Source organism: Candidatus Omnitrophota bacterium, from assembly GCA_026387175.1.
Lineage (GTDB): Bacteria > Omnitrophota > Gorgyraeia > 2-01-FULL-45-10 > 2-01-FULL-45-10 > CAIMPC01.
Window position 1 is genome coordinate 43,696 of sequence record JAPLME010000002.1, and the last position, 16,988, is coordinate 60,683.

General features: G+C 50.1%; 16 protein-coding genes and 1 tRNA gene. All 17 read left to right on the forward strand.

Annotation, left to right across the window (positions count from 1 at the left end; genetic code table 11):
• Nucleotides 1-2 precede the first annotated feature (2 nt).
• Nucleotides 3-1,232, forward strand: coding sequence for a glycoside hydrolase family 5 protein (locus tag NTY76_00440; protein ID MCX5677566.1), 1,230 nt, complete (start codon nucleotides 3-5; stop codon nucleotides 1,230-1,232).
• 106 nt (nucleotides 1,233-1,338) lie between these two features.
• A tRNA-Ser gene (locus tag NTY76_00445) sits at nucleotides 1,339-1,429 on the forward strand.
• A 117-nt stretch (nucleotides 1,430-1,546) separates the two neighbouring features.
• Nucleotides 1,547-2,542: an ABC transporter substrate-binding protein gene (locus tag NTY76_00450; protein ID MCX5677567.1), complete on the forward strand. Its 996-nt coding sequence runs from the start codon at nucleotides 1,547-1,549 to the stop codon at nucleotides 2,540-2,542.
• Nucleotides 2,529-4,460 (forward strand): SpoIIE family protein phosphatase, encoded by a 1,932-nt coding sequence (locus NTY76_00455; protein ID MCX5677568.1) that lies wholly within the window; start codon nucleotides 2,529-2,531, stop codon nucleotides 4,458-4,460. Before NTY76_00450 ends, NTY76_00455 begins: the two co-directional genes overlap by 14 nt.
• A 48-nt stretch (nucleotides 4,461-4,508) precedes the next feature.
• Nucleotides 4,509-5,111, forward strand: a complete 603-nt coding sequence (locus tag NTY76_00460; protein ID MCX5677569.1) for a MarC family protein — start codon at nucleotides 4,509-4,511, stop codon at nucleotides 5,109-5,111.
• Nucleotides 5,112-5,143: 32 nt separating this feature from the next.
• Nucleotides 5,144-5,794, forward strand: a complete 651-nt coding sequence (locus NTY76_00465; protein MCX5677570.1) for a rubrerythrin — start codon at nucleotides 5,144-5,146, stop codon at nucleotides 5,792-5,794.
• Nucleotides 5,795-5,869: 75 nt separating this feature from the next.
• Nucleotides 5,870-7,783: an ABC-F family ATP-binding cassette domain-containing protein gene (locus tag NTY76_00470; GenBank protein ID MCX5677571.1), complete on the forward strand. Its 1,914-nt coding sequence runs from the start codon at nucleotides 5,870-5,872 to the stop codon at nucleotides 7,781-7,783.
• A 9-nt stretch (nucleotides 7,784-7,792) separates the two neighbouring features.
• Complete coding sequence (locus tag NTY76_00475) at nucleotides 7,793-9,697, forward strand: DUF2062 domain-containing protein (protein ID MCX5677572.1); 1,905 nt, start codon at nucleotides 7,793-7,795, stop codon at nucleotides 9,695-9,697.
• 15 nt (nucleotides 9,698-9,712) lie between these two features.
• Entirely contained in the window at nucleotides 9,713-10,744 is a 1,032-nt protein-coding gene (locus NTY76_00480) for a M42 family metallopeptidase (GenBank protein MCX5677573.1), read from the forward strand.
• 13 nt (nucleotides 10,745-10,757) lie between these two features.
• Complete coding sequence (locus tag NTY76_00485) at nucleotides 10,758-11,567, forward strand: DUF2092 domain-containing protein (GenBank protein MCX5677574.1); 810 nt, start codon at nucleotides 10,758-10,760, stop codon at nucleotides 11,565-11,567.
• 10 nt (nucleotides 11,568-11,577) lie between these two features.
• On the forward strand, nucleotides 11,578-12,195 hold the full coding sequence (locus NTY76_00490; protein ID MCX5677575.1) for a hypothetical protein: 618 nt from the start codon (nucleotides 11,578-11,580) through the stop codon (nucleotides 12,193-12,195).
• A 92-nt stretch (nucleotides 12,196-12,287) separates the two neighbouring features.
• Nucleotides 12,288-12,545, forward strand: coding sequence for a hypothetical protein (locus NTY76_00495; GenBank protein MCX5677576.1), 258 nt, complete (start codon nucleotides 12,288-12,290; stop codon nucleotides 12,543-12,545).
• Nucleotides 12,546-12,643: 98 nt separating this feature from the next.
• Nucleotides 12,644-13,972 carry a PIG-L family deacetylase gene (locus NTY76_00500; GenBank protein ID MCX5677577.1) on the forward strand — a complete coding sequence of 443 codons (1,329 nt, stop codon included), beginning with the start codon at nucleotides 12,644-12,646 and terminating at the stop codon, nucleotides 13,970-13,972.
• A gap of 49 nt (nucleotides 13,973-14,021) precedes the next feature.
• A complete protein-coding gene (locus NTY76_00505; protein ID MCX5677578.1) occupies nucleotides 14,022-14,195 on the forward strand; it encodes a hypothetical protein in 174 nt (57 codons plus the stop codon).
• A gap of 30 nt (nucleotides 14,196-14,225) precedes the next feature.
• On the forward strand, nucleotides 14,226-14,603 hold the full coding sequence (locus NTY76_00510; protein ID MCX5677579.1) for a response regulator: 378 nt from the start codon (nucleotides 14,226-14,228) through the stop codon (nucleotides 14,601-14,603).
• Nucleotides 14,604-14,690: 87 nt separating this feature from the next.
• Complete coding sequence (locus NTY76_00515) at nucleotides 14,691-16,010, forward strand: TolC family protein (GenBank protein MCX5677580.1); 1,320 nt, start codon at nucleotides 14,691-14,693, stop codon at nucleotides 16,008-16,010.
• Nucleotides 16,000-16,983, forward strand: a complete 984-nt coding sequence (locus tag NTY76_00520) for an efflux RND transporter periplasmic adaptor subunit (protein MCX5677581.1) — start codon at nucleotides 16,000-16,002, stop codon at nucleotides 16,981-16,983. Before NTY76_00515 ends, NTY76_00520 begins: the two co-directional genes overlap by 11 nt.
• The last annotated feature ends 5 nt before the right edge of the window (nucleotides 16,984-16,988 follow it).

Sequence of the window (16,988 nt, forward strand, 5' to 3'; positions counted from 1 at the left end):
AGATGCCTGATAAATTGCCTTTTCTGAAAGTGGACGGAAGGAATATAGTCGATGAGAAGGGTAAACCCATCGTGCTGAGAGGCGTTGCCCTCGGCGGATGGCTGATGATGGAAGGCTACATTCTCGGCGGCCGCAACTTCCCGGAAAAAATCTTCAGGCAGGAATTCGAGAAGGCGCTCGGCAGGGAGGCCTTGGAAGATTTCACAAGGTCTTTTCGCAAATCATTTGTCAGGGAGTATGATTTTGAGCTGATCAAAGAATGGGGAGCGAATTGCGTGCGGATCCCGTTCAATTATCGGCTCATCGAGTTCGAGGACAGGCCGTTCAGCTTGAACGAAGAGGGCCTGCGGGAGCTCGATAACGCGGTCAGATGGTGCCAGAGGAACGGCCTGTATTGCATATTAGATATGCATGCCGCTCCCGGCGCGCAGAATCCCGACTGGCATTCGGATTGCGTCGGAAAGCCCGAACTATTCGCGAACGATTTGAATAAAGACAGATTTGTGAAGCTTTGGTACTTTCTCGCGAGCCACTATAAAGATGTGAGCGCTGTGGCGGGTTACGATATACTGAATGAGCCGGTTATAGAGATTGACAGGGAGAAGGAGCTGAAGGACCTTTACTGCCGGGTTACGAAAGAGATAAGGGATGTTGATTCGCGGCATATAATATTTCTTGAGGGCAATATATTCAGCCAGAGACTTGATTTTATAGGTAAGCCCGAAGACAAGAATACGGCGCTCAGCATCCATACCTATCCGATCGCCGATTACGTCTTTAACTTCGAAAAAGACTTAACCTATCCCGGAAAAATATATAATATACCATGGTCGAAAAAGGCCCTCGACCTTATGTCTCTGCCGTATAGGATGCTGATCGATAAGATCAATGTGCCTCTCTACGTAGGTGAGGTGGGAATAAACTGGCGAGGGGGCCATTATGGCGAGTTGAAGTGGGCAGAAGATATGCTGGATGTTCTTGAGCGTCATGGTATAAGCTGGACTTATTGGACCTATAAGAGCGTAGCGAATGCCATCCATCCGGATGGGATCTTTCGTTACGTGAAGAGCCCCGAATGGGTCAACCATAAAGGGCCGCTGACCGGATTGGAGACCTATGCCTCTGCCTGGCCGAAGCACAAGAATAGCATGATCTCATCCTGGAAGACCGAGCATTTCAAACTCAATGAGCGGCTCGCGGCGCTGTTGGAAAAGTTATTTAGCAAGAATTAATTAGGATTGTCGGAGAGATGCCCCAACGAACGGTTTTATGTTAGTCTGTCGATTTGCTGTTGTGTTCGTCGGGACGAACAACACTTAGATTGTGGCTGAAATTATCGGAGAGATGCCGGAGCGGTTGAACGGGCGCGCCTGGAAAGTGCGTGACCTCCAAAAGGGGTCCTAGGGTTCGAATCCCTATCTCTCCGCCAATTTTTCCGATAAGGAAAAAATGAGCGATGCCGTGAAAGCCCGAACGTCGCGATAAGCGACGTAGGCCGAAACGGCGCCGCCAAACATTACAACCTTTGGTATAAGTCAGAGATCATATGGGCAAGAAATATCGAGTAGTGACTGTAGCGATCACCTTATTATTGACGGCGGTCGCTTTTGTTTTTGCGGAAGAGAACAAACCGCAAAAGGTCACCTTCATTACGCATTGGAGCCCTCAAGCGCAGTTTGCGGGCTATTACGTTGCGAAGGAAAAAGGGTTTTATAAGGAACGCGGGATAGACGTTGAGATCCTTTCCAGCGGGCCGAGTATCTCCGCCTCGCAGGCCCTTGCCGACGGCAAGGCGGACTTTGCCGTGTTGTGGCTTTCGCAGGCCCTTCAGAACCGTTCCAAAGGCGTCAAGCTGATCAATATCGGCCAGATCATGCCGCGGTCCGGGCTGATGTTCGTCGCGAGGAAGTCTGCCGGCATACGTAAGCCCGAGGACCTCAACGGCAAAAAAGTGAGCCTATGGGACGGAGATCTGCGTCTTTCGGGGGAAGCGTTCATAAAAAAATACGGACTGAACGTCAGTAAGATCCATCAGTCTTACACGGTCAATCTCTTTCTTGCCGGGGGTGTCGATGCGGTTATGGCCATGTGGTATAACGAGTACCATACGATCATCAGCTCCGGGATGGATCCCGAGGAACTGTCGGTCTTTTTCTTCAAGGACCACGGTCTCAATGTTCCGGAAGACGGGCTATACACGCTCGAAGGTACATACCGCAAGGATCCAGCCCTTACTAAAGCGTTCGTCGAGGCTTCTATCAAAGGCTGGCTCTACGCGTTTAGCCATCCGGAGGAGGCGGTGGATATTGTGCTCGAACGTATGCGTACCGGCAATATCCCCGCCAACAGGGAGCATCAAAAATGGATGCTTAAGAGTGTCGAGCAGTTGATAACTACCAATGGTGGTATATCAAAGACAGTCGCTCTTTCGCCGGAAGATTATAGGGCCGTCTCCGGCATGCTTAAAGAGCACGGCCTGATCGACAGTGTTACCGATTTCGACTCATTCTACGTCCCGGCGGTTACCTATGTTGAAAAATAAAGGTATAACATTTAAGCTGATAGTGCTCTTTTCCGTATCGAGCGCGCTCATTCTCTCCGCCATCGTGGAGCTGAACTACGTATTTTCACGTAAGATGCTCGAGAAGAGCGTCGAGGAGGGCGCTCGAAATCTGACCATGAGCACGGTCTACCGCATTGAAACGATACTTGCCGCCGCCCAAAAAGTACCCGAGAACTTCGCCTGCGCCATAGAAAGCGGCGCCTGCGGTGAAGACCGGCTTTTGCGCCTTCTCGAAGCCATGACCGCGCGGAACAACGAGGTCTATGGCATGGCCGCGGCCTTCGAACCGTTCGCTTTCGACCCATCGAAGAAATATTACGCGCCGTATTTCTACAAGAGCGGCGGAAAGACAAAATACGTCCTTCTGTCGGAAGGATCATATGACTACTTCTCGTGGGACTGGTACCAGATACCCAAAGAGATGGACGCGCCGTACTGGACGGAGCCTTATTTTGACGAAGGCGGCGGGAATATCATGATGTCGACCTATTCTGTGCCTCTGTATGATACGGTTTCCGGCTCTAAAAAGTTCAGGGGTATAGTCACGGCGGACATTTCGCTGGAGTGGCTGCGCGGGATCATATCATCGATCAAGATACTTAAGACAGGATACGCGTTTCTGATATCGAAGAACGGTACCATCGTGACCCATCCGTCCGGCGAGATGATCATGAACGAAACGATCTTCAGTATGGCCGGGGCGCGGGGTGACAAGGCGCTTAGGGATATCGGCAGAAAAATGATAAAAGGGGAGTCCGGTTTCGCGCTTTCAAAGAGCGTTGTGGCGGGAAAGAAGTGCTGGATGTATTATGCTCCGGTCCCGTCGACAGGCTGGTCGCTGGCCGTGCTTTTCCCTCAGGACGAGCTTTTGGCCGACATCAGGAAGCTTCGCGACATATCGGCCCTGGCGGGGATCGCGGGTGTGGCCCTTCTGCTTCTGGTCGTGATCTTTATATCCCGCTCGATCACCCGGCCCATCAGAGCGATGGCGCGCGCCGCAGAGGTGATAGCTACGGGAAACCTGGACGCGCCCTTGCCGGAGGTCGAATCGAAGGATGAAGTCGGCAAGCTGACCGAAGCATTTCGATACATGAGCCGGTCGCTTAAAGAGTATATCGAACGGCTAACCGAGACCGTTGCGATCAAAGAGCGGATACAGAGCGAATTGAGCATTGCGCGCAGAATACAGATGAGCATTCTCCCGAAAAAATTTCCGGCGCTCGACGATAAGAATGGAGTCGACATATTTGCCATGATCAGCCCCGCAAAAGAAGTGGGCGGCGATTTTTACGATTTTCATTATATAGACAAGGACAGGATGTGTTTTGTGGTCGGCGACGTCTCGGGCAAAGGCGTGCCGGCATCGCTCTTCATGGCGGTTACCAAGACATTCCTGAAGGCGACGGTCATCAGGGAGGATTCTCCGGAGAAGGTCCTTGCTATCGTGAACAAGGAATTGAGCTCCGGCGAGGATCAGTCGCTCTTCGTGACAGTCTTTTTCGGGATCATCGATATACGGACGGGAAATATCTTTTATACCAATGGCGGCCACAATAGTCCCCTTGTCGTCAAGAAGACCGGCGAATCGGTATTCGTCCAGCCTATCGGGGGGATGGTCATGGGGATAATTCATGACGCAAATTTCGATGTGGGGAACTTTGTCCTGGGCTCCGGCGAGCTCCTATTCCTATATACCGATGGTGTTACTGAAGCAATGAACGAAAAAAGAGAGCAATATTCAGAAGAGAGGTTAAAGCTTATTCTGAAAAAGTCGGTTGAACTTAATTGCAGAGAGACGATTGAAGCTGTGCTCGCGGATGTGAAGGCATTTACAGGAAAAGCGCCCCAGTCGGACGACATTACTATGCTGGCCATCAGGAAGTACTTTTGTAAGTAGTTGACAAATAATAGTTAATGTTGTAACCTATTACCCGACGGAGGATCGATGGATCTTAATAATCTGTTTCAGTCAACGCTCATACTTTTCGCTATTGTAAATCCCATAGGCAGCATCCCGCTGGTTTTGCAGCTTACAGACGGAATGCCTTTGAAGGCGCGCCGCCGTGTCTTCAATATGGCTGTTTACACCTCTGCCATCATTCTCTTTCTCTTCATCCTCGCCGGGAAATGGATACTTTCCAATTTTTTTCAGATACAGCTGCCTGATCTGATGGCCGCCGGAGGGCTCCTCCTCCTGATCATAGCTATAGATCACCTGATATTCGGCGCGCTGGTGAAGAACGTCCGCGCCTCGAAAAAACAGGATACCCATCATGTTGGCGCTGTTCCGCTGGCCTGCCCCATCCTGGCCGGCCCCGGCGCTATGATGACCGTCCTTGTCATCTTCTCCGAGTATGGTTATTTGATAGCGGCCGGCTCTGTCGCTATAGTCCTTGGGATCACATGGATCATTATTTATTTCAGCGATGCTATATACCGTTTTCTGGGCGAGATAGTCTGTCTGGTACTTTCGAAGATACTATGCCTTTTCCTGGCAGCGATAGGAATACATCTTTTAATGCGGGGATTAAGCTATTATTTGAAATAGCGATCCAGTTAAAAATAACATTAGGAGGGGATATGCTTATAAGGAGACTCGGTTTTGCCGCGGGATTAGGAGCGGCGCTATTTTTGTTAATGGTATCTATGTGTCTTACTAACACGTATGCCCAGGAAAAAGCAGCTGACTCTTCAGCTACGACGCTTGACAATCTCATGGCCGCCTATAAAGGCGAGAGCAATGCTCAGGCGCGATACCTGGCCTTTGCTAAAAAAGCTAACGAGGAAGGGTATGACATAGCTGCAAGTCTTTTCAGGGCCGTTGCGCTGGCGGAGCGGGTGCATTATGAGCGTTATGCCGGAATAATTAAGAAGCTCGGAGGAACGCTGAATGCCGCCGTTGAAATTCCGGTAGTGAAGAGCACTCCGGAGAATCTGAAAGCGGCATTCGAAGGGGAAACATACGAAAAGGATGTTATGTATCCCGCATTTCTCATTCAGGCCCAAAAGGAAGAGATGAAAGACGCGATCGACGCGTTTGAAGATACTATTGCCGCCGAAGGCGTTCACGCCGATCTGTACGCCAGAATGTCCAGTAACCTGGTGCTCTCCAGAGGCTTATCGAAAGATTTTCTTGTGTGTCCGGTCTGCGGGAATGTTGTGGATGTCATTACCACCGAACTGTGTCCGATCTGCTCGACTGAGACGAGAAAATTTAAGATGGTAAGATAGAAAGCGAAAAACACCGGTTTTTTTAAGAGGCCTTCCCATATCTCGAAGGGAGGGCCTTCTTTTTAAAGGAACTAGATGATATCGATAAAGAATATAACTAAACAGTATGCCACCCGGGTGCTCTTCTCGGACGTGAGTTTTGATGTCCTTGCCGGTGAAAAGATCGGGCTCGTGGGCCGTAACGGCCACGGGAAGACCACGTTATTCAGAATGATTGCCGGAGAAGAAGAGCCCGATGAAGGTAAGATCTTCATGCCCAACAATTACTCCATAGGGTATCTCGCCCAGCATCTCGAATTTACCAAGCCTACTGTGCTCGAGGAAGGGTGTCGGGGATTAAATCCTGAAGAGGCAGGCGCCGAATGGAAGGTGGAGAAGATCCTGTCCGGGCTCGGTTTCCGGGAAGAGGATTTCGCCCGCAGCCCTTCGGAATTTTCCGGAGGATTCCAGATGCGTATCGTTCTGGCCAAGGTTCTGGTCTCCGAGCCCAATATGCTCCTTCTTGATGAGCCTACGAACTTCCTCGATATAGTCTCGATAAGATGGCTTGAGAAGTTTCTGCGATCATGGAAAGGCGAAATGATCGTGATAAGCCACGATAGGGACCTTGTCGACAGCGTGACGACGCATATCGTGGGTATACACCGCGGGATGGTAAGGAAGATGAAGGGATCGACCGGGAAATATTACGCTCAGCTCCAGGCGGACGAAGCTCTGCACGAGAAGAGGCGCGTGGAGGATGAGAAGAAGCGCGAGCAGATGATGGAGTATGTGAATAGGTTCCGCTCGAAGGCAAGCCATGCCAAGGGCGTCCAATCGAGCATCAAGAAGATCGAGAAGATGGACAAGCTTGACAAGCTCGAAGAGATCCGCACACTGTCGTTCTCGTTCAATTATGAGCCGTTTCGCGCCGCTCAGATCATGGACGTGAATGATCTTACGTTCTCATACGGCGGCAGGGAGCCGTATCTGATAAATGGCCTTAACTTTACCGTGAACAGGCATGATAAGATCGGTATCGTAGGCAAGAACGGAAAAGGCAAGACCACGCTTTTAAAGTTATTATCCGGCAGGCTTAAACCTGTAAACGGCAGCATTAAGACGCACACAGCGGCTCTTCCGGCCTATTATGAGCAGGCGAATACGGCCGATCTTGATGATGAGCTTACAGTGGAAGAGGAGATATCCAGGTCCAGTGCTTCTATCGATAGATCGCGTGTGCGCGGGATATGCGGCGCGATGATGTTCTCGGGAGACGACGCCGAGAAGAAGGTCAAAGTCCTTTCCGGCGGCGAGCGCAGCCGCGTTCTTCTGGGAAAACTTCTCGTGGCGCCTTCCAATATCCTTTTCCTGGATGAGCCTACGCACCACCTTGACATCGAATCCTGCCAGGCGATGATGGACGCTGTCAGAGATTTCGAAGGCGCGGCTCTCGTGGTAGCGCACGACGAGCATTTTCTGAATGCGGTGGCGACGAAGCTCATTGTATTTAAGAATGACAAAGTCTTTCTATATCCCGGTACTTATGGAGAATTCCTGGATAGTATCGGATGGGAAGATGACGATGAGAATAAACCGGCCGCGAAACCCCATAGCCCTGCGGCTGCGGGTTCTTCAGTCCCGGGGCCTGTGGCCGTCTCATCCGGCGCGCCAGCCGCTATTCCGCAGCCGGCTAAGCCAATTCAGCATAAAAAAATGTCGAGAAAGGCCCGCGCGGAGTTTAACGCGATGAAATCGGGCATCTTAAAGCCTCTTAAAGAGAAGATTGAGAGCCTTGAGTATGATATAATATTATCCGAGGCCAGGGTGGCTGATATGAATGAGGAGCTTGCGAAGTCTTCGACAAGAGGCGGCCCCGGGGCTATCCGAAGGAGCGAGATCTCCAGAGAATTAAAAGAACTGGCGGAAAAGATAGACTCCTGTTATTCCCAGCTTGACGCAGCGATGAAGACATACGATGCCGAGAAGATGAAATATAACGACGAATAGGAGGGATATATGTTATCATTCCTAAATGTTCCGGCAAAGATAATAGGCATACTGGAGGCAAATATTACGCCGCGGGAGATCGCCTTTGGCGTATGCCTCGGGATGTTCTTGGGCTTCACACCGCTTAACGGGACGACAGCGCTTTTACTGGCGCTGTTTTTTTTCATATTCAAAGTCAACCGCATGGCGACATTATTGACTCTGCCTGCCTTCAAAGGATTATATCTTCTCGGGGTAAGCAAACTGGCCGACGCCTTCGGCGTATACCTTCTGGAAAAAGCGAATTATCTGACCGGGTTCTGGCGGGCGGTGACAAATTGTCCGGTGATTGCATACCTCGACATAAACAGGACGACAGTCGCCGGAGGCCTCTTCCTGTCGGCGGCGCTATCTGTACCCGTATATTTCATCGTTAAGAGTATCAGCGCACCGCTTCTCGCAAAATATTCGAAGAAGATCAAAGATTCCGCTTTCTCGAAATGGGTCCAAAGGTTTAAGCTGGTATCACAGGCAGGCAATATCATAGGGCCGGATGTTTCCGCTACTCTCGGAAATGTTAAGGCCACATTGAAGCAGACCGTCATCAGTAAAGTAAAATCGGCCGTAATAAAACCCAAGCCGCCGAGAGAGAAGACGGGCATAATGAAGAGGCTGAACGTGAGTGGTATAGCCGTCATAATTGCCGTGCTCATCGTTGTCCAGGTCGGCGTGGGCCTTATCATAAGCCCGATAGTGAGCGCGTTCATAATAGACAGCCTTAACCGCAGCGGCAGCGCTAAGATAACGGTAGAGAGGATCAATGTCTGGCCGCTTACGTTATCATTTTCGATGAAAGAGCTGAAGGTCTTCGATCCTCAGGCTCCTGATAAACGCGTTATAAGAGTAGGCTCTGCCTCCGTCCATGTCAGCCCTCTGGCGCTGCTTTCGAAACGTCTCGTCTTCTCCACCATAAACATGAAAGGCGCCGAGTTGGATCTGGAGGGCGCGCCTGACGGCACTTTTAATATACAGCATCTTTCCTCATCCAAAGCCGAGGCCCAGAAGGCTAAAGGCGCGCCGGATCTCATGGCTTTATGGCGCGGAGCGCAAGAGAAGCGTGACTTGTTCGGCATGGTGTATGGGAAGATAAAGAGTAATTTCTCGAAGCAGGGGAAGGAAGAAGCAAAGGCCAGCCGGAAGGTGGCGAGGGTTACGCAGGATCTTCCCAAGGGCAAGCTTGTAAGTTTTAAGACGCCCTCCGAGATGTATATGTTTGAGATAAAGGACCTGAACATCGACGGCAGGGTAAATATTGTTCCTCATAATGCCGCTCCCGTAGAGCTGAAGAGCGCGAGGATCGCCCTGAAGCGCGTTGCTTTTGATCCGCAGAGCGGAGCCAGGCTTGACGGCATGAACATAAGAGGAGAATTATTTAAAAATAACGTTGCGGCCGGGAGGCTGGAGTTTTTATTTTCGAAGGGCTACACCGGCGCGGGACAGACAGCCGTTGTCAAAGCCGAACTCGATAAGGTTGACCTTGATGCCGTGCGCTTCATCTATGAGGATTCGCTTCCTGTCCGTATAACCAAAGGGCGGCTGACGCTCAGCTCGAAGACTAAGATAACCGGCGATGCGATAGATTCGAGAAACTCCCTCGTCCTGACAGGCCAGGCGTTGGAACCGAAGCAGGGAGGCGCTGCGGTAGTAGGGTTTATACCGATAGCAACTGTCTGCGAGGCGCTTAACCGTGTCGATCCGGCGTGCCTCAAATTCGATATAACAGGCACTATTGAAAAGCCCGAATTCGGAGGATTCCAGGAGACGCTCATGAGCCTCATCAAACCGTATATCACCAACATCGGCGAGCAGGTGAAGACGCAGAGCATCCAGCAGGCCGTTAATTCTTTAAAATCATTATTAGGAGATAAGAAATAAAAAAAGGAGAGCAGAGTGAACCCGTTATTAAAAAGAATAATCGAAGCGGCAGGTATATCCGGTTATGAGAAAGAGATCGCGCATATCATGCACGGCGAGCTTAAGAAATCGTGCGATGAAGCGCGGATAGATAACTTCGGCAACGTCATTGCTAAGAAGGGAAAGGGTAAACGGAAGATTATGCTTGCCGCGCACATGGACGAGATCGGGTTCATGGTAAAGCATATAACAAAGGAAGGCTACGTACATTTTATAAAGATCGGAGGCATAGACGACAGGGTGCTGCCGGCCCAGAGGGTGGTAATAAAAGCCAAGAAAGGCGACTGCGTCGGCATAATAGGGACCAAACCTCCTCATCTACAGAAAGAAGAGGATAAGAAGCAGCCACTGAAATACGAAGATATGTTTATAGATATCGGGTGCTCCAGCAGAGAAGAGGCGAATAAAAGGATAGAGGTCGGAGATACCGCGGTATTCGAACCCAATTCCGGTGTGCTGAACGGCAAGCTCTATTATGGTAAGGCCATAGACGACAGGATAGGATGTTATGCGCTCATTAAGGTCATGGAAAAGCTGCAGGTGAATGCCGAAATTTATGCGGTAGCGACCGGCCAGGAAGAGGTCGGGCTGAAGGGCGCGCGCACTGCGGCATTCAATGTGAGCCCGGACTATGCCATCGCCATAGATACCAATATAGCCGGCGATACGCCCCAGATAACCGAGCGCGAATCTTCTCTTAAGCTGGGCGACGGCGTCGCGATCACCATCATAGAGGCATCGGGAAGAGGCGTGATAGTCAATGAAAAGATGAAAGACCTTTTAACGGATACTGCCAAGAAAAATAAGATCAAATATCAGATCGATGTCATCGAAGGCGGGATGACTGACGGCGCGATCATATATATGAACAAGGAAGGCGTGCCGACAGGCGTATTGAGCATTCCTACGCGCTACATCCATTCGGCGACAGGGGTCTTTAATATAGATGATGTGGATGCCGCCGTGAAATTGACCGTTAAGGCAGTTGAGCGTCTTGGTAAACAATAGTCAGGAGGAGAGTATGGTCTCAAGAACGCGTATTACAGTGTTATTATTGTTGTCGTCTGTAGTCATCACAGGCGCCTCCGGGTGGGCGCAAGGTGCCGCCGGACAGGAACAGGTCCAGGCCGCGGTGAAGAATCCGCCGCCGGCGGCTGTTCCGATGATCGACCAGCGGGCTCTCGATGTATTGAAGAACATGAGCGATACCATTATTCAGGCAAAGACCATGGGCTTTCAATCGCGCAGCATGATCCCGATAAAAGGGCCTAATGGGATATGGATAAATCTTTTCGGCGTATCACGGGTCATGGTGCAGGGCCAGAACAAATTATTCGCTGAAACGCGCGGAGATTTTTTTCCGTACGATTTTTACTTTGACGGCACTACCGTGACGGCGTATGCCCCGACTAAAAATGTGTACGCGCAAAAAGAAGCGCCCGGGACGGTGGAGGAGTTGACGGACCGCGCCTACCGCGAAGAAGGCAGAACATTCCCGTATGCCGATATACTCACCTCGAATCCTTATGAGAAACTGACAAGCGGCCTGACGAAAGCCATATTTGTCGGACGGTCGACCATAGCGGGCGTAAAGACGGACCATCTTGCTTTTTCTAACGAAGGGGTAGAGTGGCAGATCTGGGTGGCCGAAGATGACCATCTGCCGCGTCTGGTCAGCGCGAGATATCTTGAGGATGTCAGTGAACCGGACTATACGATAGAGTTCTTTAACTGGAAACTGAATGAGCCTGTACCGGACGCTAATTTTGTATTCCAGAACACGTCAAATGCGGCCAAAGTCGATTTTCGTAAGCCGGATAAAACTATATAGGAGAACAGCTATGAAACAGTACAAAGTATGTATCTATATGATTGCGGTTGCGGCGATCGCGCTGTTGGTCATAAGCGATGTGGTAGCAGCGCGCGGAGGCGGCGGGTGGAGCGGCGGAGGCAGGGGCGGCGGAGGTTATAGCCGCGGAGGCGGGAGCGCTCCGGGTGGAGGCGGCAGAGGCCAGCAAAGGGATTTTCAACATTCCGACAGGGTACACCCTGACCACAATCCCGACCATCGTCCCGATCACAGGCCCGATTGGCCGGATCATAATGGTACGATCACTAAAAATGTCAATGTTAACGCGCCGAACGGCGGATGGTATGGTTACGGAGCGGCGGATGACGCGCTTGCCGGTATGATGATGGTCACGGCGATGGGCGCGGTTGCGGCAAAGTCGTCCGAGTCCAACACTGTTATTATCGAACAGCCTGCTCAGCCCGCGGTTCAAGCCGCGCCGGTCATTCCGTCCATCGGAGCGCAGGTGCCAATGCTTCCGCAGGGTTGTCAGGCCAAGAATATCGGAGGAACTTTATATTACCAATCCGGTTCGGCATGGTATAGGCCTTATTTTGGCGCCAGCGGTGTATATTATCAGGTAGTGGAGCCGCCTGCTGCAACAAGTTAATGTCCTTGGAAAAAAGACCGAAAAAAGCAGAATAAGATCATTCCTATTTTTCGTTTATGGTATAATATGGATATATCGAAAGGGGGTGTATCATGAAGGAAAGGATATTGGGAGTGGCCATCCTTGCCCTGGTTCTGTCAGCGGCTTCCGTGAATGCGGAGGAGACCGTATTTAATCAGGCAAAAAAGTGCGTAGAGGGCTGGAAGGCCCCATGCGTCTTTACGTCGACATGTGCGAAGGCCGAGCCGGCGAAAGGCACGGCAGAGAAGCCTATGCACAAGATGTGGACGATGGATGTATTAGGGAATAAAATTCCTACCGGAACTATGAAAGAGTGCTGCACAAAATAAAGCGGTATTATTACGAAAAGGGCGTGTCAGAGATGGCATGCCCTTTTTATGCTGAAAAAAATATTAAAAAGAAAATGATCGGACTAATGGAATACCGTATGAAAAGAAACCCGCTCCCGCTCTATTTATCCCTGCTGTATTTAATTCTATCCGCCGCGCTTTGTTTTGCCCAAAACATAAGCCCGATGAAAGGGTTCTCCGAAAGCGATAGGATATTGATTCTCGCCCCGCACCCGGATGACGAGGTGATGGCCACCGGCGGCGTTATTCAGGAAGCGCTGAAAGCAAAGGCCAAGGTGAGAGTGCTATTCCTGACTAACGGCGATCATAACGAACCCGCTTTCATAGTGTACGAGAAACGGCTGACTGTAAGGAAGGGCGAATTTATACATATGGGGCAGGTGAGAAGAAAAGAATCGCTCGAGGCGCTGAAGATGTTAGGGCTGGAAGAAAAAGATTGCGTGTTTTTAGGCTATCCGGATTTTGGCACAATGGAGATACTGCTTAAATATTGGGGCGATACCAGGCCGTTCAGATATATACTGACGCGAATATCCAGGGTGCCTTATTCCAATTGCCTGTCGCCCGAAGCGCCTTATGTCGGCGAAAGCGTTTTAAATGATATAGAGAATATTATAAGAGATTTCAAACCGACCAGGATATTCGTCTCTCACCCTGTCGATGTTAACAGAGACCACCGTTCGCTATACCTGTTTTTGCGGATAGCTCTATGGGACCTGGAAAGCGAGATGGCCAGGCCGGATATATTGCCGTACCTTGTCCATGTAAAAGGATGGCCGGAGCCGAGAGGGTATCATCCGGAATTGGAGCTGGCGGTGCCCGATACGCTGAAAAGCGGTGAAATATCCTGGCTAAGTTTGGGATTGACGGATGCGGAAGTGAAGACGAAGCACGACGCTATGGAGTCTTATAAGAGTCAAAATGAATATAATCCGGCTTATCTGGTCACTTATGCAAGAAAGAACGAACTTACCGGTGATTATCCGGACGTTACACTGTCCAAAAAGAGCGTATGGTGCAGCGCCGGGGCAATTCTGGCATACGAACGCAAAGATAATAAGCTGCTTATAAAGCTGGCGTTAAAAAACAGGCTGGAGAAAGATTTGGGCATATCTATTTTTCTGCTGGGATATAGAAAAGATTCGGAATTTTCCGAAATGCCGAAGCTGATTATTAATATCGGGCTGAACACCCTGAGCGTAAAAGATCGAAGACGGAATGTAAGCGCGGAAAAAGTTCAATTAACTTATGAAGGTAATAATTTAATTTTAAGGATACCTTTGTCTTTATTGAAAGACCCTGCCTATATATTGGCATGCGTGAAGGCGGGATCCATTGTTATGCCGTTTGAGGATACGGCCTGGCGCGCTATTCAAATAGTTGACAAAGACCCGGTAAAGTTGTAACTTATTTAATAGCGGCGCGTTATGAAGCTATAAATAGGAGATGATAAATATGGCCGATAAAGATAATGAGTTTACAGGTGCGCTGTTTTTTAAGACCACCAGTTGTCCCGAATGCGGAAGAGAGATAACGCGCGAAGAGGTGGAAGGCAACTTGTCTGATGACGCCGAGACCTTCACCTGCCCTTATTGCCATAAAGCGATCGATATCGGACAATTGGAATAACTAAAGAAAACAAATTTCACGGGAGGGAAAATGGCTAAGAAGATTTTAGTGGTAGATGATGAACCCGGTATGGTAAGGCTGCTGAGAGATATTTTAGAGGACGAAGGTTATGCGGTTATCGAAGCCTCTAACGGAGAAGAGTGTCTCGAAAAGGCGGCCAAAAAAATTCCCGACCTAATTTTGCTGGACGTGATGCTGACCGGGCCCAGCGGCCTTTCGATATGCAAGCGTCTCAAAGATAATGCTGTAACGAAAGATATTCCTATCATTCTGGTAACGGCGCTATTGGGCGAAGGTATCCAGGAGAAAGGAGCGGAAAGCGGGGCGGCATATGTAATAAGCAAGCCCTATGACTCCAATGATCTCCTGTGGGAGATAGAGGACGCGATCAAGAAAAGTAAGGTCTAGGCCCATATCTTCACTCCTGGCAAATTATCATTCTTGCCATCGGAAACTTTTAACGCTTAGCGGTTGTCTAACATAGTAAAACACAATATGAGATACAGAAAACTATTCTTAGCGATCGCGATAAGCGTATGCGCCGTCTTCAGCGCTGCCGGGGCCGAAGAGACGATGTTGTGGAAGGATTGTGTCAAAGAAGCAAAGAATAATCATCCCGATCTGGTATCTGCCGCGGAAAAAGTAAAACAATCAAGGGCAACTAAAGAGATCACCAGGAGCGCTTATTTGCCTCAGATAACCGGCGAGGCAAGCGAGGTCACTTCCAAGGGGGCCACCTTTGGAAGTTCCGGTGGAGGAAGCCAGAGCGATATACAGACCGGCGCTGCCGCCCGCCATGAAACTACATCATACGATTACAGCGTTACGGGGCAGCAGCTTCTTTTCGATGGATTTAAAACATCATACGACCTGTCCGCCGCGGAACGAAATATAATATCATCACGATATAATTACGATGTGGCGTCATCCAATGTGAGATTGAGGTTAAGGACCGCTTATGTCAACTTGTTGACCGCGCAGGATCTTTTGAAAATTTCAGAAGAGATAGAAGCCCGCCGGAAGCAGAACCTGGAGCTTGTCAAGCTGAGGTATGAGGGGGGCCGGGAACACAAAGGGTCGCTTCTTACTTCGGAAGCGGATCTGGCGCAGGCAACGTTTGATGTGAACCAGGCGGGAAGAAGCATATTCCTCGCGCAGCGGCAGCTTACAAAAGAATTGGGCAGGGAAAAATTTGTCCCAATGAAAGCCGAAGGCGATTTTGAAGTTGTAGATGCGGACCGGGACAGGCCGGATTTTGAAAAATTATGCCGCACCAATCCGCTTCTGCAGCAGCTCATTGCGCAAAAAGAGGCGGCAAAGTATGGGGTGAAATCCGCCAAAGCCGGGTTCTATCCTCAGGTCTTCGCTTCAGGAACTTTAGGCAATACAAATATAGATGCGTTTCCCGACAAGAATGAATGGTCGGTAGGGACGAGCCTGACATTCCCTTTCTTTGACGGCGGTAATACGATCGCGAACGTAGCGAAAGCCAGGGCGGTCCTTGGCCAGGCCGAGGCGGATGAGAGAAGCGGACGGGATGGTGTTATATATACGCTATCAAACACCTGGACGACATTGCAGGACGCTATTGAAAAAGTCGGGGTAGCTAAAAAATCCCTGAATGCGGCGGAGGAGCGGGCGAAGATCGCGGAGGCGGAATATTCGATAGGACTGCTAATATACGACAACTGGATAATTATAGAGAACAATCTGGTCACGGCAAAGAGGAGTTATCTGAGCGCCGAACGCGACGCATTGATCGCGGAAGCAAATTGGATCCAGGCAAAAGGAGAGACCCTAGACTATGGTAAATAAGAAGAGATGGATAGTTGCTCTGGTTTTATTTACGGCCGGCGCCTTAGCTATAGCGCTTTTAAATACGGGAAATAAGCCGTCAGGGGAGGTCGCGCGGGAAGTGAAACCGGCTATAGGCAATATACAGACTACCATCACTTCCACCGCTACTGTGCAGCCGCAAAACAGGCTGGAGATAAAACCTCCGATCAACGGCCGTATAGATCAGGTATTGGTCGAGGAGGGTGATATTGTAAAAGCGGGACAGACCCTGGTGTGGATGAGCTCTACCGAGAGGGCTGCCCTTTTGGACGCCGCAAGGACGCGCGGCCCGGATGCCATGAAATACTGGGAAGAAGTGTATAAGCCGACCCCCCTGATATCCCCGCTCGACGGGGAAGTCATCGTAAGCCAGGATGAGCCGGGGCAGATAGTGACCTCATCGGATGCGGTGCTTGTCCTGTCCGACCGCTTGATCGTCCAGGCCCAGGTCGATGAGACCGACATAGGCGGGATCCGCGTCGGCCAGGAAGTGATGATCAGTCTCGACGCTTATCCTAACATCAAAGTGAAAGGCAAGGTCGACCACATATATTACGAATCCAAGATAGTGAATAATGTTACCATCTATCAGGTCGATATTCTCCCTGAAACCGTTCCGGAAGTTTTCCGATCGGGAATGACGGCCACTGTCGTAATTACAGAAAAGACGAAAGATAACATCGCTCTTATACCTCTTGAAGCCGTAAAGCGGAAAAAGGACGGCGCGTATGTCCTGATAAAGGAATCTCCGGGAGCGAAGCCGATCGAGCGAAAAATTGAGCTGGGTATCGCGGATGAAAAGAATGTGGAAGTGATCTCCGGTGTGTCGGAGGCGGATACTATCATAGTCGCAGGCCAGAAATATTCGCCATCGGTTAAGGCTAATAGCGGAACTAATCCTTTCATGCCTTTTAGAGGAAGGCCCAGCGGGCAATCGGCAAAATCAAAATGATGGCT

What these genes read in the sequence shown, in the direction of transcription:
- NTY76_00440 (MCX5677566.1), top strand. Translation starts at nt 3, where the DNA reads ATGCCTGATAAATTGCCTTTTCTGAAAGTGGACGGAAGGAATATAGTC.
- NTY76_00450 (MCX5677567.1), top strand. Translation starts at nt 1,547, where the DNA reads ATGGGCAAGAAATATCGAGTAGTGACTGTAGCGATCACCTTATTATTG.
- NTY76_00455 (MCX5677568.1), top strand. Translation starts at nt 2,529, where the DNA reads ATGTTGAAAAATAAAGGTATAACATTTAAGCTGATAGTGCTCTTTTCC.
- NTY76_00460 (MCX5677569.1), top strand. Translation starts at nt 4,509, where the DNA reads ATGGATCTTAATAATCTGTTTCAGTCAACGCTCATACTTTTCGCTATT.
- NTY76_00465 (MCX5677570.1), top strand. Translation starts at nt 5,144, where the DNA reads ATGCTTATAAGGAGACTCGGTTTTGCCGCGGGATTAGGAGCGGCGCTA.
- NTY76_00470 (MCX5677571.1), top strand. Translation starts at nt 5,870, where the DNA reads ATGATATCGATAAAGAATATAACTAAACAGTATGCCACCCGGGTGCTC.
- NTY76_00475 (MCX5677572.1), top strand. Translation starts at nt 7,793, where the DNA reads ATGTTATCATTCCTAAATGTTCCGGCAAAGATAATAGGCATACTGGAG.
- NTY76_00485 (MCX5677574.1), top strand. Translation starts at nt 10,758, where the DNA reads ATGGTCTCAAGAACGCGTATTACAGTGTTATTATTGTTGTCGTCTGTA.
- NTY76_00490 (MCX5677575.1), top strand. Translation starts at nt 11,578, where the DNA reads ATGAAACAGTACAAAGTATGTATCTATATGATTGCGGTTGCGGCGATC.
- NTY76_00495 (MCX5677576.1), top strand. Translation starts at nt 12,288, where the DNA reads ATGAAGGAAAGGATATTGGGAGTGGCCATCCTTGCCCTGGTTCTGTCA.
- NTY76_00500 (MCX5677577.1), top strand. Translation starts at nt 12,644, where the DNA reads ATGAAAAGAAACCCGCTCCCGCTCTATTTATCCCTGCTGTATTTAATT.
- NTY76_00505 (MCX5677578.1), top strand. Translation starts at nt 14,022, where the DNA reads ATGGCCGATAAAGATAATGAGTTTACAGGTGCGCTGTTTTTTAAGACC.
- NTY76_00510 (MCX5677579.1), top strand. Translation starts at nt 14,226, where the DNA reads ATGGCTAAGAAGATTTTAGTGGTAGATGATGAACCCGGTATGGTAAGG.
- NTY76_00515 (MCX5677580.1), top strand. Translation starts at nt 14,691, where the DNA reads ATGAGATACAGAAAACTATTCTTAGCGATCGCGATAAGCGTATGCGCC.
- NTY76_00520 (MCX5677581.1), top strand. Translation starts at nt 16,000, where the DNA reads ATGGTAAATAAGAAGAGATGGATAGTTGCTCTGGTTTTATTTACGGCC.